This window comes from Cellulomonas cellasea (assembly GCF_030372105.1).
GTDB classification, from domain to species: domain Bacteria; phylum Actinomycetota; class Actinomycetes; order Actinomycetales; family Cellulomonadaceae; genus Cellulomonas_A; species Cellulomonas_A cellasea_A.
In genome coordinates this window covers 75,543-99,303 of record NZ_JAUDBQ010000003.1, presented here as the reverse complement: position 1 = coordinate 99,303, position 23,761 = coordinate 75,543, and the positions used below count along the sequence as shown (strand labels likewise).

The following is a 23,761-nucleotide window of genomic DNA, read 5'->3' as shown; positions in this document are numbered from 1 at the left end:
ACGTGCCGATCACCACCTCGCCAGTCGTCCGGATGCACCGCAGCGGGATCCGCAAGCTCATGGAGCTCGCCATGCTCGACCCCGAGGCGATCAGGCTCGAGCTCGGTGAGCCCGACGTGCCCACGCCGCCGCATATCGTCGAGGCGGCCGCGCAGGACGCCCGCAGCGGGCACACCGGGTACACGTCGAGCATCGGCTCACTCGAGCTGCGCGCCGCGTTGGCCCAGAAGGTCGGCGCCGTCAACGGGCTGACGGCCACCGCGGACGACATCGTGGTCACCCACGGAGCGATGCACGGCCTGGCCATGGCCATGAACGCCACGATGGGCCCCGGCGACGAGCTGCTCGTGCCCGACCCGGAGTTCCCGAACTGGCGGATGGCCGCCACCGCCGCGGGGGCCGACGTGCGGACCTACCCGGCGCACGCCGCCGCGGGCTTCATGCCGACGCTCGACGACATCGAGGCCGCGATCACGCCGCGCACCAAGGTCCTCCTGGTCAACTCCCCGAACAACCCCACCGGCGCGATGTACCCCGCGGAGCTGCTTGCGGGGATCGTCGAGCTCGCCCGGCGCCACGACCTGTGGGTGTTCTCCGACGAGTGCTACGAGCAGATCACCTTCGGCCCCGCGCACGTCAGTCCCGCCGCCTTCGACACCGACGGGCGGGTCGTCACGTTCTACACGTTCTCGAAGACCTACTCGATGACGGGGTGGCGGCTCGGCTACGTGGTCACCGGTGACCCGGTGGTGCACGACCTCCTGGGCCAAGTCGCGGAGGCCACTGTCGCGTGCCCGTCGACGGTGAGCCAGCGCGCGGCGCTGGCGGCCCTGCGCGGCCCGCAGGACGACGTGACGGATGCCGTCGAGGCCTACCGCCGCCGCCGGGACGCGGCAGTCGCGCTCCTCACGGCGCGAGGCGTGCCGTGTGTGCAGCCAGACGGGGCGTTCTACCTGATGGTCGACGTGTCACGGGCCACCGGGGACAGCGAGGAGTTCGCGCTGGCACTGCTCCGCGACCGCCATGTCGCGGTGTCGCCCGGATCGGCCTTCGGCGCCGGCGGCGAGGGGATGGTGCGGGTGTCGCTCGCGTCCGACGAGGCCGCGATCCTCACCGGCCTGAGCCGGCTCGCCGACCAGGTCGACGCCTGGCACTCGGCTCCGGCTGCCGTCGCCACTGGGACGCCGTCCCCGGGCGTCTGACCTCGACCGTAGGATGCGCAGCCGTGACGGCGACCATCGGGATCCTGGCCCTGCAAGGCGACGTGCGCGAGCACGCGCGAGCGATCGAGCACGTGGGGGCGCGCGCCGTCCCGGTGCGCCGGGTCGCCGAGTTGGACGCGATCGACGGATTGGTGATCCCCGGCGGGGAGTCGACCACCATCGACAAGCTATTGCGCGCATTCGACCTGTTCGGGCCGCTGCAGGAGCGCCTGCGCGCGGGGCTGCCGGCCTACGGCTCATGTGCCGGGATGATCCTGCTCGCCGACCGGGTGATCGGCGGCACCGCCGACCAGCAGGTGCTTGGCGGGCTCGACATCACGGTGCGGCGCAACGCCTTCGGCCGGCAGGTCGACTCCTTCGAGACAGACCTGGTCATCGACGGCATCGAGGACAGCCAGACCGCGCCGTTGCACGCCGTCTTCATCCGGGCGCCCTGGGTGGAGGAGGTCGGGCCGCGCGCCGTGTCGCTCGCGAGCATCCGCACAGGGCCAGCCGCCGGTAGGATCGTCGCGGTGCGCCAGGGCCCACTGCTCGCGACCTCCTTCCATCCGGAGGTCACCGGCGACGCGCGGGTGCATCGACTGTTCGTGCAGATCGTCCGCGACAGCCTCTGAACCGCCCGTCGCGGCGTTGCTCGGGCGTCGTGGGCGGAGACGAAGGGGTAGCGATGTCCGGTCACTCCAAATGGGCCACCACCAAGCACAAGAAGGCCGTCGTCGACGCCAAGCGGAGCAAGCTCTTCGCGAAGCTGATCAAGAACATCGAGGTGGCCGCCCGCACGGGCGGCGGTGATGTCGCGGGCAACCCGACGCTCTTCGACGCGATCCAGAAGGCCAAGCGGACGTCGGTCCCCATCGACAACATCAACCGCGCCGTCAAGCGCGGCTCCGGCCAGGAGGCCGGTGGCGCCGACTACGAGACGATCATGTACGAGGGCTACGGCCCCGGCGGCATCGCCGTGCTCGTCGAGTGCCTCACCGACAACCGCAACCGCGCCGCGTCTGACGTGCGCGTCGCGTTCACCCGCAACGGCGGCCAGATGGCCGACCCAGGGTCGGTGTCGTACCTGTTCTCGCGGCGCGGGGTCGTCATGGTGCCCAAGGAGGGCACGGACGAGGACTCGGTCATGGAGGCGGCGCTCGACGCCGGCGTCGAGGAGGTCAACGACTTCGGCGACTCGTTCGAGGTGCTCTCCGCCGCGACCGACCTGGTTCCTGTGCGCACCGCGCTGCAGGAGGCCGGCATCGAGTACGACTCCGCGGACGTGGTGTTCTACCCGTCGATGCAGATCGAGGTCGACGTCGAGGGCGTCCGCAAGATCATGCGCTTGATCGACGCGCTCGAGGACTCCGACGACGTGCAGAACGTGTACGCGAACTTCGACGCCTCCGACGAGGTCATGGCGGAGCTCGAGTCTGAGTGACCCGTCTGGGCTCGCCGGGCGGTGCTGCCGCCCGGCGGGCTCCTGGGCTGGGAGACTGACCCGATGCGCGTGCTCGGAGTGGACCCCGGCCTGACCCGGTGCGGACTGGGCGTGGTCGACGGGCTGCCCGGACGCGGGGTGCGGATGGTGGCGGTGGGTGTCGCCCGCTCGAGTCCCGACCATGAGGTGGACCAACGGCTGCTGGCGATCTCGCTGCAGCTCGAGGAGTGGCTCGACGAGCACGCCCCGGACACTGTCGCGGTGGAGCGGGTCTTCGCCCAGCACAACGTCAGCACCGTGATGGGCACCGCCCAGGTGGCGGGGCTGGCGATGCTCGCGGCCGCGCGGCGGCGCATCCCGGTCGCCCTGCACACCCCGAGCGAGGTCAAGGCGGCGGTCACGGGCAACGGCCGCGCCGACAAGCCCCAGGTGCAGGTGATGGTGCAACGGCTGCTCGCGCTCGACGAGCTGCCCCGCCCCGCCGACGCCGCCGACGCGCTCGCCCTGGCGATCTGCCACCTGTGGCGCCCAGCCGGGGCGCTCGGTGCCCCGCAGCGGGCACCCGGGTCGATGACCCCCGCGCAGCGCGCCTGGGCGGCTGCCGAGCAGGCCGCACGGGGCGCCCGGGCCTGAGGACGCGTGTCGTTCGTACACCTGTTCGTGCCCGTGGGATAGTGCTGTCGGATGCGCGCCGCTCGCGCTCCAGTGATGAGGGAGGACCACGGGTGATCGCGTCGGTACGGGGCACTGTGCAGGCTGTGCGGCTGGACGCCGCAGTGGTCGAGGTCGGCGGTGTCGGCATGCTCGTGCAGGCCACGCCCACGACCCTGGCGTCGCTGCGGGTGGGCGCCGAGGCACTGCTGTGGACCTCGCTCGTGGTGCGCGAGGACTCGTTGACGCTGTTCGGATTCGCGGACGCCGACGAGCGCGAGGTCTTCGAGATCCTGCAGACGGTGAGCGGGGTGGGGCCGCGGCTCGCCTTGGCGATGCTCGCGGTGCACAGCCCCGACGGGCTGCGGCGCGCGGTGGCCGGGGAGGACCTGGCCGCGCTCAAGCGGGTGCCCGGCATCGGGCAGAAGGGCGCCCAGCGGCTCGTGCTCGAGCTCGGGGGTCGCCTCGGAGCGCCCGCGACGGTCGTCGAGGGGGGCTTCACGCCAGTGGCGGCCACCGACCGGCGCGAGCAGGTGGTGGAGGCGCTGATCGGCCTCGGCTGGAATGCCCGGGCCGCCGACGACGCCGTGGCGCAGGTCCTCGAGCAGGGCGACGTGGCGCCGGGCGATGTCGCCGCGGTGCTGCGCGCCGCGCTCCGAACGCTGGGCGGCGGCCGTGGCTGAGCCCGACGGCGAGCTGGTGGAGATGGACGAGATCTCGCTGGTGCGCCCCGAGGCCTCCGACCTGGAGCGGGCCGCCGAGGCGGCACTCCGCCCGCGCAGGCTCGACGAGTTCGTCGGCCAGCACGTCGTGCGCGACCAGCTCTCGCTCGTCCTCGACGCCGCCGTCGGCCGAGGCAAGGCGCCCGACCATGTGCTGCTGTCCGGGCCTCCGGGACTCGGCAAGACGACGTTGGCGATGATCATCGCCGCCGAGCTCGGCGCGTCGCTGCGCGTGACCAGCGGGCCCGCGATCCAGCACGCCGGCGACCTCGCCGCGGTGCTCTCCTCGCTCGAGGAGAACGAGGTGCTGTTCCTCGACGAGATCCACCGGCTGGCACGCCCCGCCGAGGAGCTGCTGTACGTGGCGATGGAGGACTTCCGCGTCGACGTCATCGTCGGCAAGGGCGCCGGGGCGAGTGCGATCCCGCTGTCGCTGCCGCCGTTCACCGTCGTGGGGGCCACCACTCGCGCCGGGCTGCTGCCCGCGCCGCTGCGCGACAGGTTCGGCTTCACCGCGCACCTCGACTTCTACTCCGCCGACGAGCTCGAGCAGGTGCTCACCCGCTCCGCCGGGCTGCTCGGCGTGCCGCTCGAGGCCACTGCCGCGGCGGAGATCGCCTCCCGGTCGCGGGGCACCCCCCGGATCGCGAACCGCCTGCTGCGCCGCGTCCGTGACTGGGCGCAGGTGCGCGGCGACGGGCGGCTCTCGCTCAGCGCGGCCCAGGCGGCGCTCGAGGTGTACGAGGTGGACGCGCTCGGGCTCGACCGGCTCGACCGCGCCGTGCTCACCGCGCTGTGCACCCGGTTCGGCGGCGGGCCCGTGGGCCTGACGACCCTCGCCGTCGCCGTGGGGGAGGAGCCCGAGACCGTCGAGACGGTGGCCGAGCCGTTCCTGGTGCGCGAGGGGCTCGTCGGGCGGACGCCGCGCGGCCGGATCGCCATGCCCGCCGCCTGGGAGCACCTCGGCCTCACGCCACCCTCGCCGACGGGGACGCTGTTCTCTTGAGGCCGCGTTCCTCGTAGGCTCGAGGACTCGGAACTCTCGGCGCGTGTGAAACGTTGTGCACGCCGTCATCTGCCTCCACTCCGCGGAGAAGTCCGCGGGGAGGTTAGGCGCGAGCAGGCTGGGCGCCTAGACTACGGCGGACATCTCGATCAGACCGGAGACGGATCTTCCATGGACTTCTCGTTCATCATCATTTTGGCGCTGGCCTTCGGCGCCATGTGGCTCATGACGAACCGCACCCGCAAGCAGCAGCGTCAGGCCGCTGACTTCCGCGCGAACCTCGAGGTCGGCCAGGAGGTCATGACCGGTTCTGGCCTGTTCGGGACTGTCGTGGACATCGAGGACGACATCATCACGCTGGAGTCGACCCCGGGCAACGAGTCCCGCTGGCTGCGCGCCGCGATCGCCAAGCTCGTCGAGCCGCCCGTCGAAGACGACGAGGAGTACGACGAGGACGAGGTGGACGACGAGGAGTCGTACGGCTCCGAGGACGAGCAGGCCGCGGACGCGATCGACGTCCCCGACGACCTGTCCTCGATGCCCCCGGCCCGTCCCGCCCGTGACGAGGACGACCCCGAGAAGAAGTAGCTAGCCCTCAGACCCGCGAGGCAGAGCGCCGAGCGGGAACGGTCCCACCGCCCGGCGCCTGCCGGGCGGTGCGCGCACGAGAGAAGACACTCCGTTGGCTCAGCCACCCAGCCGCCGGCCCCGGCCGGTACGCACCCTCGCCGTGCTCGGCGCGATCATCGTCGGGCTCTTCGGCTCGCTCTTCGCCGGCACGCAGTTGTCGGACGCCACGTGGACGCCCAAGTTGGCGCTCGACCTCGAGGGCGGCACCCAGCTCATCCTGACGGCGGTGACGGAGAACAACGAGCCGATCACCTCGGAGACGATCTCGCAGGCGATCAACGTGATCCGCCAGCGCGTGGACTCCTCCGGCGTCGCCGAGGCCGAGATCACCAGCCAGGGCGGCCGCAACATCGTGGTCTCGCTGCCGGGGACTCCGGACGAGGAGACCATCGCGCTGGTGAGCAAGTCGGCGCAGATGACGTTCCGACCGGTGCTGGCCATCGGGGCGCCGCAGGCGACGACCACGGACACGGCGACGGACGCCCCGACGGATGGCGCGGAGGGCACAGAGCCGACCGAGGGCGCCACCGAGGAGGCGGCCCCGTCGGACACCCCGACGAAGGCCGCGCCGGACAGCCCGAGCGACACGGAGTACTACGTCACGCCGAAGGTCGAGGCGGACTTCGACGCCCTCGACTGCACCAACCCCGACAACCTCGTCGGTGGCGAGGTGGCCGACCCGGACAAGGCGCTCGTCACGTGCGCTGACGACGGCACGGCGAAGTACCTGCTGGGCCCGGTGGAGATCAAGGGCGCCGATGTCGCCTCCGCGACTTCCGGCCTGAGGACGACGCAGACCGGAGCGACGACCAACGAGTGGGTCGTCGACATCAAGTTCAACTCCGAGGGCTCCGACCTCTTCCGCGAGACGACCACGCGCCTGCAGTCCCTGGCGTCCACGCCCCCGCAGAACCAGTTCGCGATGGTGCTCGACGGCCTGGTCATCTCGGCGCCGTCGCTCGACGCCGGCGTCATCATCTCCAACGGCGAGGCGCAGATCTCCGGCAGCTTCAACCGGGAGAGCGCCGCGACGCTGGCCAACCAGCTCAACTTCGGCGCGCTGCCGCTGACCTTCGACCTGCAGAGCCAGGAGCAGATCTCCGCGACGCTCGGCACCGAGCAGTTGCAGAAGGGCCTCATCGCGGGCGCCATCGGCCTGCTCCTCGTGGTCATCTACTCGCTGTTCCAGTACCGCGCGCTCGGCCTGGTCACCGTCGCGTCGCTGCTTATCGCGGGCGTCGTCACCTACGGCGTGATCTCGGTGCTGTCGTGGACGCAGGGCTACCGCCTGTCGCTGCCCGGCGTCGCCGGCCTGATCGTCGCCATCGGCATCACCGCCGACTCGTTCATCGTGTACTTCGAGCGCATCCGCGACGAGCTGCGCGATGGGCGGAGCCTTGGCCCGGCCGTCGACCGCGGCTGGGACCGCGCCCGGCGCACGATCCTCGCCTCGGACGCCGTGAACTTCCTCGCGGCCGTGGTGCTGTACTTCCTGGCCGTCGGCGGGGTGCGCGGCTTCGCGTTCACGCTCGGCCTCACCACCTTGATCGACCTGCTCGTGGTGTTCTTCTTCACGCACCCGCTGATGACGCTCCTGGCTCGCACCCGGTTCTTCGCCTCGGGCCACCGGTTCTCGGGTCTCGACCCGCGCCGGCTCGGCGCGACGGCGACCCGGTACGTCGGGCGCGGCAAGGTCGTCGGCCTGGCGCCCACGGGCAACGGGCACGCCCCGGAGAAGGCAGCCGACCGCGTGCCGGTGACGGCAGGGGTGGGCGCGGCGACGATGACGATCGCCGAGCGGCGCGCCGCCGAGCGTGCCGCAGCGCAGTCCGACGCCGAGGCACACGAGGACGAGGCGCGCGACGGGGTGGACGCAGGTGGCGGCCACGAGAGACCAGGCGACACGACATCCCCGGATGTGTCCGGCGAGCACGGGTCCGACACGACCGAGGGGACGGAGCACTGATGGCTGTCGGATTCGCCCAGTGGGGCAACGACCTGTACACCGGTCGCCGCTCGTACGACATCGTCGGACGGCGCCGCGTGTGGTACACGATCTCGGCGGTGATCGTGCTGCTCTCCGCGATCCTGCTCGTCAAGCCCGGGCTCAACCCCGGCATCGAATTTCGCGGCGGCTCGCAGTTCGTCGTCTCGGGGGTCGCGACCACTGACCAGTCACTGGCCAGCGACATCGTCCAGGAGGTGGCGCCCGAAGAGGTGCCCCGCGTGACGACCGTCGGCGGGTCGGCGCTGCGCATCCAGACGGTCGCCCTCGACGAGGAGCGGCTCGCCCAGGCGCAGCAGGACCTCGCCGAGGCGTTCGACGTGCCGGTGGAGAACGTCGCCAGCTCGTTCGTCGGGCCGTCCTGGGGCAAGGACGTCACCCAGAAGGCCGTCAACGGCCTGCTGGTGTTCCTGCTGCTGGTGACCGTCGTCATGACCGTGTACTTCCGCAACTGGCGGATGGCCGCGGCCGCGCTGATCGCGCTGTTCCACGACCTGATCATCACCGTCGGCATCTACGCCGCCGTTGGCTGGGAGGTCACGCCCGCCACGGTGATCGGCTTCCTGACGATCCTCGGGTACTCGATCTACGACACCGTCGTGGTCTTCGACAAGGTGCGCGAGAACACCGCCGACGTGCTCGACCAGACGCGGTACACCTACGCCGAGAAGGCCAACCTGGCCGTCAACCAGACCTTGGTGCGGTCCATCAACACCTCGGTCGTGGCGTTGCTGCCCGTCAGCGCGATCCTGTTCATCGGCGCGTTCCTGCTCGGCGCCGGGACGCTGCGTGACATCGCGCTCGCACTGTTCATCGGCATGGCCGTCGGCACGTTCTCCTCGATCTTCCTCGCCACCCCGGCCGAGGTGACGCTCCGTGAGCGTGAGCCGAAGATCATCGCGCACACCGCGAAGGTGCTCGCCGCCCGTGCGGCGACCGCCGAGGGGTCCACCGAGGGCTCGTCCGGGGCGCCTGTCGCCATCCACGTGGGCCAGTTGCGGCCGGGAGCCCATCAGGGCACTGCCGCACAGCCCAAGCGCCGCAAGTCTGGGAAGAAGTAGCACCAACCATGTCCTCAGCAGCACTGCGCGGAGACGCGCTGATCCACCGCATGAACGAGCTCATCCGCGATGTCCCCGACTTCCCGTCGCCGGGCATCGGCTTCAAGGACATCACGCCGCTGCTCGCGGACGCCGAGGCGTTCGCGGGCATGGTCGCCGAGATCGCAGGACGCGTCGACGGTCCTGTGGACCTGGTCGCCGGCACCGAGGCTCGGGGCTTCATCCTCGCGGCGCCGGTGGCGATGGCATTGGGCGCGGGGTTCGTGCCGGTGCGCAAGCACGGCAAGCTCCCCGGCCCGACAGCCGCGGAGGAGTACTCGCTCGAGTACGGCACCGCGACGGTGGAGGTGCACCCGTTCACCGTCCCGCGCGGCGCCCGCGTGCTGATCGTCGACGACGTGCTGGCGACCGGTGGCACCGCCGGCGCGACGATCCGGCTCTTCGAGCGCTGCGGCGCGGAGGTCGTCGGACTGTCGTTCCTGGTCGAGCTCGCGTTCCTGCCGGGGCGCGAGGTGCTGGCCGGCCATCGTGTCGACTCGCTCATTGCCGTGGCCTGACAGGTCGGCGACGTAGACTCTTGCGGATCGGTGGACACGCGGGAGGGGTGAGATGAGCGACAACGCACGGACGACCCGCTCGGACGTCCCCACAGTCTCGACGGACGGGTTGTCCGGTAGCAGGGTGCGGTCACGGCTGGCGAGGTTTGGCGCGCGCGGTCCCGCGACGTCGCCGGCGTTGGAGCCGTTGCTGCAGGCCATTCGCACGAACCATCCCAAGGCCGACCTCGGGGTGGTCGAGCAGGCATACGTCGTCGCGGAGCGCGCGCACCGCGGGCAGCTGCGCAAGAGCGGCGACCCGTACATCACCCACCCCGTGGCGGTGGCGACGATCCTCGCCGAGTTGGGCATGACGCCGCCGACGCTCGCCGCCGCGTTGCTGCACGACACCGTCGAGGACACCGACTACTCCCTCGACCAGCTCCGGGCGGAGTTCGGCCCCGAGATCGCGATGCTCGTCGACGGCGTCACGAAGCTCGACAAGGTCGCCTATGGCGACGCGGCGCAGGCCGAGACGGTCCGCAAGATGGTCGTCGCGATGTCGCGCGACATCCGCGTGCTCGTGATCAAACTCGCTGACCGCTTGCACAACGCCCGCACCTGGAAGTTCGTCGCGGCGTCCTCGGCGGAGAAGAAGGCCCGCGAGACGCTGGAGATCTACGCGCCGCTGGCCCACCGCCTGGGCATGAACACGATCAAGTGGGAGCTCGAGGACCTGTCGTTCGCGACGCTGTACCCCAAGGTCTACGACGAGATCGTGCACCTCGTCGCCGAGCGGGCCCCCGCCCGCGAGGAGTACCTGGCGGTCGTCCGCGACCAGGTGGGCGCGGACCTGCGCTCCGCCAAGATCAAGGCCACCGTCACCGGTCGGCCGAAGCACTACTACTCGATCTACCAGAAGATGATCGTGCGAGGCCGCGACTTCGCCGACATCTACGACCTGGTCGGCGTCCGGGTCCTGGTGGACTCGGTGCGCGACTGTTACGCGGCGCTCGGCGCCCTGCACGCGCGATGGAATCCCGTCCCCGGACGGTTCAAGGACTACATCGCGATGCCGAAGTTCAACCTCTACCAGTCGCTGCACACCACGGTCATCGGGCCGGGTGGCAAGCCGGTGGAGATCCAGATCCGCACGCACGACATGCACCGCCGCGCGGAGTACGGCGTCGCGGCGCACTGGAAGTACAAGGAGACTGCCAAGAACGCCGGCAGCGGCGCCACGGACCCGGCCGGCAACGACATGACGTGGCTGCGTCAGCTCGTGGACTGGCAGAAGGAGACCGCGGACCCCAGCGAGTTCCTCGACTCGCTGCGCTTCGAGATCGCGGGCGCCGAGGTCTACGTCTTCACGCCGAAGGGCGACGTCGTCGCGCTCCCCGCCGGCTCCACCCCGGTGGACTTCGCCTACGCGGTGCACACCGAGGTGGGGCACCGGACGATGGGCGCGCGGGTCAACGGCCGCCTCGTCCCGCTCGACTCCGCGCTGGAGAACGGCGACGTGGTCGACGTGCTGACCTCGAAGTCCGAGACCGCCGGCCCGAGCCGCGACTGGCTCGGCTTCGTCAAGAGCCCCCGCGCGCGCAACAAGATCCGCCAGTGGTTCTCCAAGGAGCGGCGCGAAGAGGCCATCGAGCACGGCAAGGACGCGATCGCGAAGGCGATGCGCAAGCAGAACCTGCCGATCCAGCGCCTGCTCTCCCATGAGTCCCTCGTCGCGCTGGCCAACGAGATGCGCTACGCGGACGTCTCGGCGCTGTACGCCGCGATCGGCGAGGGCCAAGTCTCGGCGACCACTGTGGTGCACCGACTGGTGCAGTCGATGGGCGGGGAGCCGGGCGCCGAGGAGGACATCGCCGAGACCGCGCGGCCCGGCAACACTGCCCGCCGGGTGCGGACCGGCGACCCGGGCGTCGTGGTCCGCGGGGTCGATGACATCTGGGTGAAGCTGGCGAAGTGCTGCACCCCGGTGCCGGGCGATGAGATCGTCGGCTTCGTCACGCGTGGCCAGGGCGTCAGCGTGCACCGCACCGACTGCATCAACGTCGAGCAGCTCCGCGCGCAGCCCGAGCGGATCGTCGACGTGGAGTGGACGCAGGGGAGCAGTGCGCTGTTCCTCGTCCAGATCCAGGTGGAGGCGCTCGACCGCAGCCGGCTGCTCTCGGACGTGACGCGCGTGCTGTCCGACCACCACGTGAACATCCTCTCCGCGTCGGTGTCGACCTCCCGCGACCGTGTGGCGATGTCCCGCTTCGTCTTCGAGATGGCCGAGCCATCGCACCTGGCGTCGGTGCTGTCGGCGGTGCGGAAGGTCGAGGGCGTCTTCGACGTCTACCGCATCACGGGCGCCAAGGCCGCTGAGGAGCCTGTCATCCGCGCCTGACCGCGCGGGGTGTGTGACGCGAGCAGCGACAACGTGGAGCGTGCCTCGCGCACCCCCGGATGACCTGACATCGCGCTCAGCGTGTCGAGTGCCATGTCGGGGTCGAATCCGATCGCCTGAAGGGCGCGTAGCGTCGCGAGGGTGCTCGTGGGCGAGCCCCAGCGGGCGACGTCCACCCCGGTGCGCTGCACCGTCGTGACACGGACCCCGGCGATCTCCATGGTCTGCTCCGCCGGGAGCACGCACTCGTGGGTGATGCGCAGCGGGTGCGGGTCAGGCCGCCGGCGACGGGGCCCCACGAGCACCTGCATCCTCGCGGGCAGGCCCGTTCCGGTGTGCACCCAGGCGGCGGTCTCCCGCCCGACCGCAGCACGCACGGGGACGAGTGCGCGGAGCGCGGTGGCACGGTGAGCCGGGGTCGTCGGGGCTCCCGTGGGGACGGCGAGGTCGCCCCACACCCGATGGGCGTGGCCGTCGCGGAGCAATGCGTCGAACGCCACGGCGCCGACGGTCGCGGGGGAGACCGCGTCGTCAGCGGGAGGGATGGCGGTGCGGGGCATCCACGGCGCTGTCACGTGCCCAGCATGCCGCCGCGGCGCCGTCGAGGGATGCGCCCGCCGCATCCCTGTGGACAGTGGGGCCCACCGCCGGACATGACGACGCCCGGGGCAGCGAAGCCGCTGCGCCCGGGCGCCGGTGGGACGGGTGCGCGGGTCAGCCGCGCGCGTCCTGGGCGGCGCGCTGGACCTGCTCGAGCCAGGCGCGCCGTGCGTCGAGGGCGGCCTGCGCCTCCTCGACCTTGCGCTTGTCGCCCTTGGCCTGAGCCTTCGCCAGGTCGTCCTCGAGTGCGGCGATGGCGCTCTCGAGCTGTGCGGCGGCGCCCTCGGCACGTGCGCGCGTCTCCGGGTTGCTCCGGCGCCACACCGCCTGCTCGGCGTCGCGCACTGCCGTCTCGACGGCGCGCATGCGGCCCTCGACGCGCTGGACGTCGCCGCGGGGCACCTTGCCCGCGGACTCCCAGCGATCCTGCAGCGTGCGCAGCGTCGCCTTGGCAGCTGCCAGGTCGGTCACCGGGACGAGGCGCTCGGCCTCGACGAGGATGGCCTCCTTGACCTCGAGGTTCGCCTGGTATTCAGAGTCCGTGGCCGCCGACTCGGCGTCGCGGGCCGCGAAGAACGCGTCCTGCGCGGCGCGGAACCGGGCCCACAGCGCGTCGTCGTCCGCCCGGCTCGCACGGCCAGCCGCCTTCCAACGGGTCATGAGGTCGCGGTAGGCGCCAGCGGTGTGGCCCCAGTCTGTGCTGGTCGAGAGCCTCTCGGCCTCCTGGACGAGCGCCTCCTTGGCCTGCTTGGCGCCCGCGTTGCGGGACTCGAGCTCGGCGAAGAAGTGCCGGCGCTCACGGTCGAACGTGGTGCGCGCGTGGCTGAACCGCTTCCACAGGCTCTCCTCGGTGGGCCTGTCGATGCGCGGGCCGGACCGCTGGGCGTCCTTCCACTGCTCGAGCAGCAGGCGGAGCTGCTCGCCTGCCGGACGCCACTGGATGCGCTCGGGGTCGGTCGAGGCGATCTTCTCCGCCTGCTCCACGATCTGCGTCCGCGCGGCCACAGCGGCCTCGCGGGCCGCGGCGCGCTCGGCCTCGGCGGCTGCGCGGCGCTCGGCGGCCACGGACCTCAGGCCGTCCAGGCGGGCGCGGAGCCCGTCGAGGTCGCCCACGGCGGCCGGCTCGGCGAGCTCCTCGGTGAGCCGGGCGAGCGTCTGGTCGATCTCCTTGATCGCGAGGTCACGGGCCGTGAGCCGAGTCTCGAAGAGCACGACCTTGGCCTGCAGGTCGAGATACCGGCGCACATACAGCGCGAGGGCCTCCTCGGCGGTCGCGCCGGGGAACTGGCCCACGAGGCGTTCGCCGGCGGCCTCGGTGACGAAGACCGAGCCGTCGTCGTCGACACGGCCGAAGGTAGCCGCGTGGGCGGCCTCAGCCGGCTCAACGGCCTCCTGCTCGGGCGCGTCAGCGTCGACCGGCGCCGTCGGTGTGGCTTCGCCCTCCGGGACGGTGGACCCGGCGACCTCGTCGCGCTCGCGCTCCTGGGCGGCAAAGTTCTCGGTCACTGGGTCTCCACTCCCTCGATGATGACGTCGAGGGCGGGGGCGACTCCGTCGTCCCCGTTCCCCGCGTCAGCGATTGCCTGCACCACGTCCAGACCGGACGTGATGCGGCCGAACACCGTGTATCCACCAGCCGCGTCGGACTGGATGGTCGAGTCCTCGTAGACGAGGAAGAACTGGCTGCCCATCGACTCGCCGTCGCCGCCGACCCGGGCCATGGCGAGAGTGCCGGCCGGGTAGAAGTCGTCGGCCGGCGCGTTCTCGATAGGGCCCCACGAGTACCCCGGGCCACCGGTGCCGGTGCCCGTCGGGTCGCCGCACTGCAGCACCTTGATCCCGGTGGTGACCAGACGGTGGCAGGCGGTCGTGTCGAAGTACTGGTCGCGGGCGAGCGTCACGAAGTTCGCCACCGCTTGGGGCGCGTTGACCCCGTCGAGCTCCAGGCCGATGTCGCCCTGGCTGGTGCGCAGGGTCCCGGTCCAGGCACGGCCCTCTGCCAGTGCGGGGTCGGGCACGAGCGCGTCGCTCGTGGGAGCGGTGGTCTCGGCCGCGGGGGGCACGTCGTCGGATCCGCCCAGCGTCGCGATCGCCGCGGCGACGCCGACGCCGATCACGAGCACGCCGACGACCGCGGCGGCGATCAGGGCGCGCTGGCGCCGGCGACGCGCCTCACGCGCCGCCTGCCGCTGCTGCCACTTCTCGTACCGACGACGCTCGTATTCGCGCTTGCTCGGTGCCACGCACACTCCTCGACGACGGGCGGCCTGCTGACACCTGGTGAACACCGTGGCCAGCGGTCCCGCGCTCCTGACCCCGACAGTCTAGGCAACGCAAGGGCCTTGGGCGCCACGCCACGTCGGGAAACACATCTGGGCGTCGCGCGGAGGGTGGCGGCGCCCGCCTGGGTACGGTGGGCGGATGCAGCTCATCACCGTCGTCGCCCCCGTCTTCGGAGCCAACTGCTACCTGCTGGCGGCAGACGACGGGACGTGCGTGATCGTCGACCCGGGCGGCGGCGCAGCGCCCGGCGTGCGGCGCGCGGTGCAGGAGAACGGCCTGGTCCCGGTCGCGGTGCTGGCGACCCACGGGCATGTGGACCACACCTGGGACGCCGCGGAGCTCGTCGAGGAGTACGGGATCCCGCTGCGGCTGCACCAGGCTGACGCGTACCGGCTCGCCGACCCGTTCGGCACATTGGGCCTGGGCAGCGCGCACGATCCCGGCGGCCCGCTCGCGCAGTCCTTGGCGTCTGTGGGCGTCTCGCCGGCCGACTACCGCGTCCCGGCACGGATTGAGCCCTTCGGGGCCGAGCCCGGGGACGATGGCCGATCAGCCGACGAGGTGCTCGAGCTCGGCGGCCTGAGCCTCGTGGCGAGGCATGCGCCCGGCCACACCGAGGGCGCGACGCTGTACCTGCTCGACGTGCGGCCCGCGCCTGTGGCCTTCACGGGCGACGTCCTGTTCGCGGGGACCGTCGGGCGCACCGACCTGCCCGGTGGCGACGACCAGGTCATGACGCGGACGCTCCGCGAGGTGGTGCGCGCGCTGCCCGGTGACACGGTGGTGCTGCCGGGCCACGGGCCGGGCTCCACGATGGACGACGAGCTGGGGCGCAACCCGTACCTGGCAAGATGAGGCCTCATGGCACGCCCCACCCCCTTGTCCGGATTCCCTGAGTGGCTGCCCGACGGCCGCATCGTCGAGCAGCATGTCCTGGACGCGCTGCGCCGCACGTTCGAGCTGCATGGCTTCGCCGGGATCGAGACGCGTGCGGTCGAGCCGCTCGACCAGCTGCTGCGCAAGGGGGAGACCTCCAAGGAGGTCTATGTGCTGCGCCGGCTGCAGGAGGACCCTGCTGCCTCGGCTGAGGACGACCGCGCGGGCCAGCTCGGCCTGCACTTCGACCTGACGGTGCCGTTCGCCCGTTACGTGCTCGAGAACTCGGGCCACCTCGCGTTCCCGTTCCAGCGCTACCAGATCCAGAAGGTGTGGCGCGGCGAGCGCCCCCAGGACGGCAGGTTCCGGGAGTTCACGCAGGCCGACATCGACGTGGTCGGCGCAGGCGCGCTGCCGTACCACTACGAGGTCGAGCTGCCGTTGGTGATGGCCGAGGCGCTGGGCTCGCTGCGCGACATCGGGGTGCCGCCGGTGCGGATCCTGGTGAACAACCGCAAGGTCGCCGAGGGGTTCTACCGCGGGCTCGGGCTCGAGGACGTCGAGGGCGTGCTGCGCTCCATCGACAAGCTGGACAAGATCGGCGCCGACGCGGTGGCCGCGCTCCTCGTCGCCGAGACTGGCGCCACTGAGGAGCAGGCGCGCGCCTGCCTCGAGCTCGCGGCGATCTCCGGCTCGGACGACTCGGTGATCACCCGGGTGCGCGAGCTGGCGGCCTCGCACTCGGTGACGTCGGAGCTGCTGGACGAGGGGCTCGAGGAGCTCGGCGCCCTGGTGCGCGCCGCTGCCGAACGGGCGCCCGGCGTCGTCGTCGCCGACCTGAAGATCGCCCGCGGACTCGACTACTACACCGGCTCGGTCTACGAGACGGTGCTGGTCGGCCACGAGCAGTTGGGCTCGATCTGCTCGGGCGGCCGGTACGACACCCTCGCGTCGGACGGCGCGACGACCTACCCGGGCGTGGGGCTGTCCATTGGCGTGACCCGCCTCGTGTCCCGGCTGCTCGGCGCGGGCCTGGTCCGCGCGACGCGCCCGGTGCCGAGCGCCGTGCTGGTCGCCGTGACGTCGGAGGAGACGCGGGCGGAGTCAGACGCCGTGGCGCGCAGCCTGCGGAGCCGGGGGATCCCCGTCGAGGTGGCGCCCGCCGCCGCGAAGTTCGGCAAGCAGATCCGGCATGCGGACCGTCGCGGCATCCCGTTCGTGTGGTTCCCCGGCGCCGTCGGCGAGGACGGGGCGCGCGGCGCCGACCAGGTCAAGGACATCCGCTCCGGTGAGCAGCAGGACGCCGACGCTGCGACGTGGGAGCCGTCGGCCGTGGACTGGTGGCCTCGGGTGACGCCCGCGGTCTGACGGGTCGCGGCCCCGCGCAATTGACACCGAGTCGAACACGTGTTCGACTCGGTGCATGCGGTGGGATGGGCAGGCGGTCGCGGCAGGGGATGGCGGGGCCCTGCCCGGCCTCGCCCTGTCGGGCCTGGTGCGCAGTGTGCGCACACCGGACTTCGCCGGCGTGACCTTCCATGAGGTCGCGGCCAAGAGCGCGCTGAACAAGGTGCCCGAGGCGTCGACGATGCCGTTCCGCTGGACCGTCAACCCGATGCGCGGCTGTGTGCACGCCTGCGCCTACTGCTACGCGCGGCCCACACACGAGTACCTCGAGCTCGACGCGGGGCGCGACTTCGAGACGCAGATCGTCGTCAAGACGAACGTGGTCGAGGTGCTGCGCGCCGAGTTGGCGCGCCCGTCCTGGCGGCGTGAGCACGTGGCGCTGGGCACGAACACCGACCCGTATCAGCGTCCTGAGGGCCGGTACCGGTTGATGCCGGGCATCATCGACGCGCTCGCCTCGTCGGGCACGCCGTTCTCGCTCACGACCAAGGGGCCGCTGATGCGCCGGGACCTGCCGGCCCTGGCGGAGGCGGCGCGACAGGTCCCGGTGGGCATCGCGGTCTCGCTCGCGGTGCTCGACCCCGCGCTCCAGCAGTCCGTCGAGCCGGGCACGCCGTTGCCGCAGGCGAGGCTCGACCTGATTCGCGCCGTGCGTGACGCGGGTCTGCCGTGCGGCGTCTTCGTCGCCCCGGTCATGCCGTGGCTCACGGACTCCGAGGAGCACCTCGACGGGCTGCTCGCCGCTCTGGCCGACGCGGGCGCCACGGGGGTGACTGTGCTGCCGATGCACCTGCGGGGGTCGGTGAAGCCGTGGTTCCTGCGCTGGCTGGCCCGGGAGCAGCCTGCGCTGGTCGCCCGCTACCGCCGTCTGTACGGGCGTGGCGCCTACGTGCCGGTCGAGTACAAGAACTGGCTGTGGGCACGGGCGCAACCGCTGCTGAAGGCGCACGGGTTCTCAGCAGGCGTCGATCACCGTGGCCCTGGTGGCCGGTCTGGCGCGGGGGAGCGGCCCGAGGAGGGGAGTTACCCCACGGGCAGCATCCCGGAGCCCGCGCCAGGTGGGGGAGTGGCGTCGTTCGAGGTGGACCAGCCCGTGTTGTTCTGAGTGCCCAATCCGGCTGAGCCGGACCGCCGGGCCGTCAGGCCAGCCTGCCGATGGCCGCCGAGGTGGCCGGCGTCCGCAGCGCGCCTTCCTCGGCCCGCGCCTACCTGCTCTCGTTCCTGATAACGGAAGCATGCGCCTCGCGCTGGGCTCGGCCTCCCGCGAGGCATGCACGCGCTGCGCGCGGGCTGAGGACCAACCTCGTTGGTTCCGTTATCATCAGGCGATGAGCAGATTGCCGGGCAGGGCCCAGTCCTTAGGGGAGGTCGTCGAGGCGTACCTCGCCCGGCTCGACGCGGCGCCGGCCACCGTCCGTCAGCGGCGGTGGGCGCTCCGGGATCTCGAGGCGTTCGTCCACGAGCTCGACGTGCCCCAAGCCGGCACAGCACGGCTGGCGCTCGATCCCGCGACGCTGGGGGACTGGTTGGCCGCTCGCGCCGACTCCACAGTCTCGGCGCAGCGAGCGCGGGCCAGCGCGGCCCGCGCCCTCGTGGCCTTCACCCGCGACCACCTCGGGGCGCCTGACCTGGCAGATCCGGGGAAGACGCTCACGTTGCCCACGGCGCCACGGGCGGAGCGGGATGCCGATCGCGGCAGGGCGCTGATCGCCGCGGTCTCCTCGGGGCGGCCCCGCAGCGTCCTGCCGCCGGTGTGGGCGCGCTTCGTCGCGCACGTGAGCCTCCTCGCGGCCACGGGCGCCGGTGAGGACGAGCTGGCGGCCCTGCGGGTGTCCGACGCTGTCGGCCCGCGTGTGCTGGACGCGCCACTGCCCGAGGCCGCACGACATGCGGTGCAGGCCTGGCTCGCCGCGCGGTCCTGGGTTGTGCAGGGCCTGCAAGGCAGCGACCCCGGCGCGCTGTGGGTGCGGGTGCACGCCGGATCAGACCGGCGCACGGGCCACATCGCCCCTGCCGGCCTGGCGATCAGCGTGCGCGGCCTGCGGCTGTCGTTCACCACCGTCCGCGACGCGTTGGCCGCCGAGGGCCGCCACGTTGGCGACGTCCACGTGCGCGACGTCCGGGCGGTCGCGGGCCGCGAGTGAGGGTAGCCACAGGCCGCGAGCGCCGTGCGGCCTGTGGCTAGCCGTCAGTTCTCGGCGAGTCGCGCCGGGAACCCGCCCTTCGCGATCGGCCCCCACTGCTCCACGGTGACGCGGATCAGCGACTTGCCCTGCTCGACCATCGCCGCCCGGTACTCGTCCCAGTCGGGGTGCTCGCCGGAGATGCAGCGGAAGTACTCGACGAGGGGCTCGACGGAGTCCGGCAGGTCGAGCACCTCGGCGGTCCCGTCGAGCTGCACGTACGGGCCGTCGAAGTCGTCCGACAGCACGCACAACGACACCTCCGGCGAGCGCCGGGCATTCACCGCCTTGGCACGGTCCGGGTAGGTCGAGATGACCACGCGGCCGGCGTCGTCCACCCCACAGGTGACGGGTGACATCTGCGGGGCGCCCGAGGCGCGTCGGGTCACCAGGACCGCTTGGTGACGCACTCGGACGAAGTCGAGCATCTCGTCACGCGAGACGCGGCGGGCGGAGGCGATGGCACGGGGCACGGGTACTCCTAGCGAGATCGGTCAGCGGGCCCCAGTATCGGCCAGCACATCCCAGAATCGGCCGCGCGCGTCGTGGTCGGCGCGCCTACCGTGAGTGGATGACGCACGGGGCGGGGGCCGGGGCGCAGGACCGCCCCGTCGGGTGGACGGCGCTCGTCTTCATCGGGCTGGGCCTGTCGATGATCGTGATGGACGTGACGATCGTGAACGTCTCGTTGCCGCAGATCATCAAGGACCTGGACATCAGCTCCATCGACTCGGAGTGGATCCAGTCGATGTACTCACTGGTCTTCGCCGCGTTGCTGATCACCTTCGGGCGGCTCGGCGACCGCATCGGGCGGCGCACGGTGTTCGTCATGGGCGCCATCGTGTTCGGGGGGGCCAGCTTCCTCGCCACCCAGGTCGACACCGGGGGCCAGCTCATCGCCGTGCGCGCCCTCCAGGGCGTCGGCGGGGCGATGCTGTCGCCCAACTCGCTGTCGCTGCTGAACTCGCTGTACCAGGGCAAGCGCCGCAACGTGGCGTTCGCCATCTACGGGGCGATCCTGGCGGGCATGGCCGGGATCGGCCCGCTGCTCGGCGGATACCTGACGGAGTACTACTCGTGGCGGCACTCGTTCGGCGTCAACGTGCCGCTCGCGATCGTCGTCATCCTGGGCTGCCTGAGGTTCGTGCCGAACACGCGCGACGAGCAGGCGCTGGGCCGCGACCTCATCGGGATGGCCCTGTCCGCGATCGGGATCGGCGCGCTGGTGTTCGGGCTGATCGAGGGCCGCTCCGACGGCTGGTGGATCGCGATCCGGGACGTCCACCTGTTCGGCGTGACGTTCCCGAAGGGCGGCCTGTCCCCGGTGCCCATCGCGTTCGCCATCGCGGTGGTGACCCTGGTCGGCCTGTGGTTCTTCGAGGAGGAGCGCCGACGGCGCAAGGCGGCGCTGCTCATCGACATGACGCTGTTCAAGATCAGGTCGTTCGGGTTCGGATCGCTCGTCGCCCTCATCGTCTCGCTCGGCGAATTCGGCATCCTGTTCGCCTTGCCGCTCTTCGTGCAGAACGCGCTCGGTTACAGCCCGCTCCACTCGGGCGCCCTCACCGCCTCGCTCGCGGCGGGCGCACTGGTCGCCGGCGCGACGGCGGCGCCTATCGCCAACCGCACGAGCCCACGGACCGTCACACGCATCGGCATGTCGCTCGAGGTGATCGGCATCGTGTCGCTCGGCCTGGTGGTGTCCGCGCACGTCCCGGCCTGGAAGATGGTCGTCTGCCTCGTCGTGTACGGCCTGGGGATCGGCCTCGCGCAGTCCCAGCTGGTCAACATCATCCTGGGCCAGGTGCCCGTGGAGGAGAGCGGGCAGGCGTCCGGCACCGAGGCGACGGCCCGGCGCATCGGCACGGCGTTGGGCAGCGCTGTCATCGGCACCATCCTGTTCGTCGGGCTGCAGTCGGACACCGAGCAGAAGGTCGGCGAGGTCGAGGGGGTCACGTCGGAGCAGGCGTCCGAGATCGGGAAGACGGTCGAGAACACCGACGGCGTGGCCATCGACGAGATCGCGCAGCAGCCGGGCGGCGAGCCAGTCGCCGAGGCGTCACGCGAGGCGTTCGCCGAGGCGCTGCGACGCACGTCCTTCGTCGCGGGCGGCCTCGTGGCCATCGGCCTGGCCACCACCGCTGTGCTCCCCTCGGGCAGGCCGGAGGAGACGACACGGCGCAAGCCCTCAGGCCCGCGCCGGCCCGCCACCCAGTGACGCTCTTGCGCCTCACCGGCCACATCGCGGGATTCGGCTCCACCGCAGGCGCCCGGATGGTCGTCGGCCGCTGGACCATGAGCCCTTGGGGGCGGTTCGCCGACGTCATGGTGGCCCACCCCGACGGCCATCGCCTGCTGCTGGCGCCCGACGCCGGCGTCGCCGAGCTCGTCGCGTCGGCCTACACGTTCGACGACGTCCACATCGTCCCCGTCATCGTGGCGGCCGACCCGGGGCAGCGGGTCTGGCGGCTCACCGCAGGGCCGCTCGACGCCACGATCACGATCGGCGGGCGGACGCCGCTAGGCCGGATCCTGCGCGCGGCGCCCGCCGGCCACAGGAGCGGCCGCCTCTTCGCCGCCGCAGTCGACCCCGTCGCGCGGCTGCTCCTGCCCGGGGTGCGCACGTCCGGCAGCGCCGGGCCCGGGTGGCACGAGTGGTACGCGGCCACCGACCAGCACGCCATCGTCGCCGCGCGGTCGGTGTGGGGCGACGACGACCTGGGCGGGCTCGCCGACGTGAGCCCGCCCGTGGGCTTCGGGTTCGGCTCCACGCCACGCGCGCCCTCGGTCACGGCGTTGACCAGCCACATCCGGACGCCCGACGGCGCGGCAGACGGCTCGGGACGGGGACCCGCCGGACCTTGACTAGGATCGGGGGTGCGTGGATCCCACGCGCTTCCCAGCCCGTCCCGGAAGGACTCTTCGTGCTCCGCACCCACACCGCCGGCTCGCTCCGAGCCGAGGACATCGGCTCCACCGTCACCCTCACGGGCTGGGTGGACCGGCGCCGTGATCACGGCGGGGTGGCGTTCATCGACCTGCGGGACGCCTCCGGCATCGCCCAGGTGGTCATCCGTGACGAGGCCGTGGCCCACGGCCTGCGCAACGAGTACGTGCTCCAGGTCACCGGCCAGGTCGGCCGCCGGCCCGCGGGCAACGAGAACGCCAACCTCGCCACCGGTGAGATCGAGGTCGTCGCCGACGAGGTCGTCGTGCTCAACGAGGCCGCGCCGCTCCCGTTCCAGGTGTCCTCCGCCCTCGACGAGACCGTCGGCGAGGAGGCCCGCCTCAAGCACCGCTACCTCGACCTGCGCCGCCCCGCGCCCGCCCACGCGATGCGCCTGCGCTCGAAGGCCAACCAGGCCGCTCGACGCGTGCTCGACGCGCACGACTTCGTCGAGATCGAGACGCCCACCCTGACCCGGTCCACGCCCGAGGGCGCCCGCGACTTCGTGGTGCCGGCCCGCCTCGCGCCTGGCTCCTGGTACGCGCTGCCGCAGTCGCCGCAGCTCTTCAAGCAGCTGCTCATGGTGGCGGGCATGGAGCGCTACTACCAGATCGCCCGCTGCTACCGCGATGAGGACTTCCGCGCGGACCGCCAGCCGGAGTTCACCCAGCTCGACGTCGAGATGAGCTTCGTCGAGCAGGACGACGTGATCGCCCTCGGCGAGCAGATCCTCGTCGCGCTGTGGGACCTCATCGGGTACAAGATCCCGACGCCGATCCCGCGCATGACCTTCGCCGACGCGATGAACCGCTACGGCTCCGACAAGCCCGACCTGCGGTTCGGCCTCGAGCTGGTCGAGCTGACGGACTACTTCAAGGACACGCCGTTCCGCGTGTTCCAGGCGCCGTACGTGGGCGCCGTCGTCCAGCCGGGCGGCGCCTCGACGCCGCGCCGCGGGTTCGACGCCTGGCAGGAGTGGGCCAAGCAGCGCGGCGCCAAGGGCCTCGCGTACGTCACCATCTCGGAGGACGGCGAGCTCGCCGGCCCCGTCGCGAAGAACCTCTCCGAAGCGGAGCGCGCTGGCCTGGTCGAGGCCGTGGGCGCGAAGCCCGGTGACGCGGTCTTCTTCGCCGCCGGGCGCCGCACCGACGCGCAGGCCCTGCTGGGCGCCGCGCGGCTCGAGATCGGCCGCCGCGCCGACCTCATCGACCCCGACGCGTGGGCGTTCGTGTGGATCGTCGACGCGCCGCTGTTCAAGCCGACCGGCGAGGACGACGACGTGGCCGTCGGCGAGGGCGCCTGGACCGCCGTGCACCACGCGTTCACCTCGCCCACGCCCGAGTGGATCGACACCTTCGAGCAGGACCCGGGCGCCGCGCTGGCGTACGCCTACGACATCGTGTGCAACGGCAACGAGATCGGTGGCGGCTCGATCCGTATCCACCGGCGGGACGTGCAGGAGCGCGTCTTCCGAGTCATGGGCATCGGCGAGGAGGAGGCCCAGGAGAAGTTCGGCTTCCTGCTCGACGCCTTCCAGTTCGGCGCGCCGCCGCACGGCGGGATCGCGTTCGGCTGGGACCGCATCGTGGCGCTGCTGACGCGCTCGGAGTCCATCCGCGATGTCATCGCCTTCCCGAAGTCCGGTGGCGGCTACGACCCGCTCACGGGCGCGCCGGCCCCGATCAGCGAGGCGCAGCGCCGCGAGGCGGGCGTCGACGCGAAGCCGAAGCCGGTGGCCGCTCCGGCGGAGTGACGTTCAGACGTCGACCATGACGATGGGGCGGGGATGCGCGAGTGCGCGACCCCG

General features: G+C 71.9%; 22 protein-coding genes. 18 read left to right on the top strand and 4 right to left on the bottom strand.

Annotated elements, in window-relative coordinates; translation table 11 throughout:
- The first annotated feature begins 2 nt into the window (after positions 1–2).
- From QUV83_RS04145 to QUV83_RS04095, 11 genes are all read left to right on the top strand, one after another.
- Positions 3–1,202, top strand: coding sequence for a pyridoxal phosphate-dependent aminotransferase (locus tag QUV83_RS04145; RefSeq protein ID WP_289562915.1), 1,200 nt, complete (start codon positions 3–5; stop codon positions 1,200–1,202).
- A gap of 23 nt (positions 1,203–1,225) precedes the next feature.
- Positions 1,226–1,837 (top strand): pyridoxal 5'-phosphate synthase glutaminase subunit PdxT, encoded by a 612-nt coding sequence (gene pdxT / locus QUV83_RS04140; RefSeq protein WP_289562914.1) that lies wholly within the window; start codon positions 1,226–1,228, stop codon positions 1,835–1,837.
- Between the two features lie 53 nt (positions 1,838–1,890).
- Positions 1,891–2,646, top strand: a complete 756-nt coding sequence (locus QUV83_RS04135; protein WP_289562913.1) for a YebC/PmpR family DNA-binding transcriptional regulator — start codon at positions 1,891–1,893, stop codon at positions 2,644–2,646.
- A gap of 63 nt (positions 2,647–2,709) precedes the next feature.
- Positions 2,710–3,279, top strand: coding sequence for a crossover junction endodeoxyribonuclease RuvC (gene ruvC, locus QUV83_RS04130; protein WP_289562912.1), 570 nt, complete (start codon positions 2,710–2,712; stop codon positions 3,277–3,279).
- Between the two features lie 92 nt (positions 3,280–3,371).
- Complete coding sequence (ruvA, locus tag QUV83_RS04125; RefSeq protein ID WP_289562911.1) at positions 3,372–3,980, top strand: Holliday junction branch migration protein RuvA; 609 nt, start codon at positions 3,372–3,374, stop codon at positions 3,978–3,980.
- Between the two features lie 22 nt (positions 3,981–4,002).
- A complete protein-coding gene (gene ruvB / locus QUV83_RS04120; protein ID WP_289563066.1) occupies positions 4,003–5,025 on the top strand; it encodes a Holliday junction branch migration DNA helicase RuvB in 1,023 nt (340 codons plus the stop codon).
- A gap of 171 nt (positions 5,026–5,196) precedes the next feature.
- Complete coding sequence (gene yajC, locus QUV83_RS04115; RefSeq protein WP_289562910.1) at positions 5,197–5,613, top strand: preprotein translocase subunit YajC; 417 nt, start codon at positions 5,197–5,199, stop codon at positions 5,611–5,613.
- Positions 5,614–5,707: 94 nt separating this feature from the next.
- Positions 5,708–7,621: a protein translocase subunit SecD gene (gene secD, locus QUV83_RS04110; protein WP_289562909.1), complete on the top strand. Its 1,914-nt coding sequence runs from the start codon at positions 5,708–5,710 to the stop codon at positions 7,619–7,621.
- A complete protein-coding gene (gene secF / locus QUV83_RS04105) occupies positions 7,621–8,721 on the top strand; it encodes a protein translocase subunit SecF (protein WP_289562908.1) in 1,101 nt (366 codons plus the stop codon). The genes secD and secF overlap by 1 nt, the downstream gene beginning before the upstream one ends.
- An 8-nt stretch (positions 8,722–8,729) precedes the next feature.
- Positions 8,730–9,278 carry an adenine phosphoribosyltransferase gene (locus QUV83_RS04100; protein WP_289562907.1) on the top strand — a complete coding sequence of 183 codons (549 nt, stop codon included), beginning with the start codon at positions 8,730–8,732 and terminating at the stop codon, positions 9,276–9,278.
- Between the two features lie 52 nt (positions 9,279–9,330).
- A complete protein-coding gene (locus tag QUV83_RS04095; protein WP_289562906.1) occupies positions 9,331–11,658 on the top strand; it encodes a RelA/SpoT family protein in 2,328 nt (775 codons plus the stop codon).
- Here the strand turns inward: QUV83_RS04095 and QUV83_RS04090 are convergent.
- The 3 genes from QUV83_RS04090 to QUV83_RS04080 all read right to left on the bottom strand — a co-directional run bounded on the left by QUV83_RS04090 (position 11,607) and on the right by QUV83_RS04080 (position 14,501).
- Positions 11,607–12,233, bottom strand: coding sequence for a hypothetical protein (locus QUV83_RS04090; RefSeq protein ID WP_289562905.1), 627 nt, complete (start codon positions 12,231–12,233; stop codon positions 11,607–11,609). The two genes, QUV83_RS04095 and QUV83_RS04090, sit on opposite strands and share 52 nt — an antisense overlap.
- A 139-nt stretch (positions 12,234–12,372) precedes the next feature.
- Positions 12,373–13,764 (bottom strand): DUF349 domain-containing protein, encoded by a 1,392-nt coding sequence (locus QUV83_RS04085; protein WP_289562904.1) that lies wholly within the window; start codon positions 13,762–13,764, stop codon positions 12,373–12,375.
- Complete coding sequence (locus QUV83_RS04080; RefSeq protein WP_289562903.1) at positions 13,761–14,501, bottom strand: peptidylprolyl isomerase; 741 nt, start codon at positions 14,499–14,501, stop codon at positions 13,761–13,763. Before QUV83_RS04080 ends, QUV83_RS04085 begins: the two co-directional genes overlap by 4 nt.
- 178 nt (positions 14,502–14,679) lie before the next feature.
- Here QUV83_RS04080 and QUV83_RS04075 point away from each other — a divergent pair, with 178 nt between their 5' ends.
- The 4 genes from QUV83_RS04075 (at position 14,680) to QUV83_RS04060 (ending at position 18,968) form a co-directional block, all read left to right on the top strand.
- Positions 14,680–15,396 (top strand): MBL fold metallo-hydrolase, encoded by a 717-nt coding sequence (locus QUV83_RS04075; RefSeq protein WP_289562902.1) that lies wholly within the window; start codon positions 14,680–14,682, stop codon positions 15,394–15,396.
- Positions 15,397–15,402: 6 nt separating this feature from the next.
- Positions 15,403–16,785, top strand: coding sequence for a histidine--tRNA ligase (gene hisS / locus QUV83_RS04070; RefSeq protein WP_289562901.1), 1,383 nt, complete (start codon positions 15,403–15,405; stop codon positions 16,783–16,785).
- Positions 16,786–16,840: 55 nt separating this feature from the next.
- Complete coding sequence (locus QUV83_RS04065; RefSeq protein WP_289562900.1) at positions 16,841–17,929, top strand: Rv2578c family radical SAM protein; 1,089 nt, start codon at positions 16,841–16,843, stop codon at positions 17,927–17,929.
- Between the two features lie 223 nt (positions 17,930–18,152).
- Positions 18,153–18,968, top strand: coding sequence for a hypothetical protein (locus QUV83_RS04060; protein WP_289562899.1), 816 nt, complete (start codon positions 18,153–18,155; stop codon positions 18,966–18,968).
- Between the two features lie 44 nt (positions 18,969–19,012).
- Here QUV83_RS04060 and QUV83_RS04055 read toward each other — a convergent pair whose 3' ends face one another.
- On the bottom strand, positions 19,013–19,480 hold the full coding sequence (locus QUV83_RS04055) for a PPOX class F420-dependent oxidoreductase (protein WP_289562898.1): 468 nt from the start codon (positions 19,478–19,480) through the stop codon (positions 19,013–19,015).
- Positions 19,481–19,578: 98 nt separating this feature from the next.
- Between QUV83_RS04055 and QUV83_RS04050 the strand changes: the two genes are divergently transcribed.
- The 3 genes from QUV83_RS04050 to aspS are packed head-to-tail and all read left to right on the top strand — an operon-like array spanning position 19,579 to position 23,707.
- Positions 19,579–21,225 carry an MFS transporter gene (locus tag QUV83_RS04050; protein WP_289562897.1) on the top strand — a complete coding sequence of 549 codons (1,647 nt, stop codon included), beginning with the start codon at positions 19,579–19,581 and terminating at the stop codon, positions 21,223–21,225.
- Positions 21,222–21,872 (top strand): hypothetical protein, encoded by a 651-nt coding sequence (locus QUV83_RS04045; protein ID WP_289562896.1) that lies wholly within the window; start codon positions 21,222–21,224, stop codon positions 21,870–21,872. Before QUV83_RS04050 ends, QUV83_RS04045 begins: the two co-directional genes overlap by 4 nt.
- 59 nt (positions 21,873–21,931) lie before the next feature.
- Positions 21,932–23,707, top strand: a complete 1,776-nt coding sequence (aspS, locus tag QUV83_RS04040; RefSeq protein ID WP_289562895.1) for an aspartate--tRNA ligase — start codon at positions 21,932–21,934, stop codon at positions 23,705–23,707.
- Positions 23,708–23,761 lie beyond the last annotated feature (54 nt).

Bases quoted from the DNA above. Each gene is read 5' to 3' on its own strand.
- QUV83_RS04075 (WP_289562902.1), top strand. From the start codon at position 14,680: ATGCAGCTCATCACCGTCGTCGCCCCCGTCTTCGGAGCCAACTGCTAC.
- QUV83_RS04135 (WP_289562913.1), top strand. From the start codon at position 1,891: ATGTCCGGTCACTCCAAATGGGCCACCACCAAGCACAAGAAGGCCGTC.
- QUV83_RS04100 (WP_289562907.1), top strand. From the start codon at position 8,730: ATGTCCTCAGCAGCACTGCGCGGAGACGCGCTGATCCACCGCATGAAC.
- ruvC (WP_289562912.1), top strand. From the start codon at position 2,710: ATGCGCGTGCTCGGAGTGGACCCCGGCCTGACCCGGTGCGGACTGGGC.
- ruvB (WP_289563066.1), top strand. From the start codon at position 4,003: ATGGACGAGATCTCGCTGGTGCGCCCCGAGGCCTCCGACCTGGAGCGG.
- QUV83_RS04065 (WP_289562900.1), top strand. From the start codon at position 16,841: ATGCGGTGGGATGGGCAGGCGGTCGCGGCAGGGGATGGCGGGGCCCTG.
- QUV83_RS04095 (WP_289562906.1), top strand. From the start codon at position 9,331: ATGAGCGACAACGCACGGACGACCCGCTCGGACGTCCCCACAGTCTCG.
- QUV83_RS04060 (WP_289562899.1), top strand. From the start codon at position 18,153: ATGAGCAGATTGCCGGGCAGGGCCCAGTCCTTAGGGGAGGTCGTCGAG.
- secF (WP_289562908.1), top strand. From the start codon at position 7,621: ATGGCTGTCGGATTCGCCCAGTGGGGCAACGACCTGTACACCGGTCGC.
- QUV83_RS04050 (WP_289562897.1), top strand. From the start codon at position 19,579: ATGACGCACGGGGCGGGGGCCGGGGCGCAGGACCGCCCCGTCGGGTGG.
- hisS (WP_289562901.1), top strand. From the start codon at position 15,403: ATGGCACGCCCCACCCCCTTGTCCGGATTCCCTGAGTGGCTGCCCGAC.
- yajC (WP_289562910.1), top strand. From the start codon at position 5,197: ATGGACTTCTCGTTCATCATCATTTTGGCGCTGGCCTTCGGCGCCATG.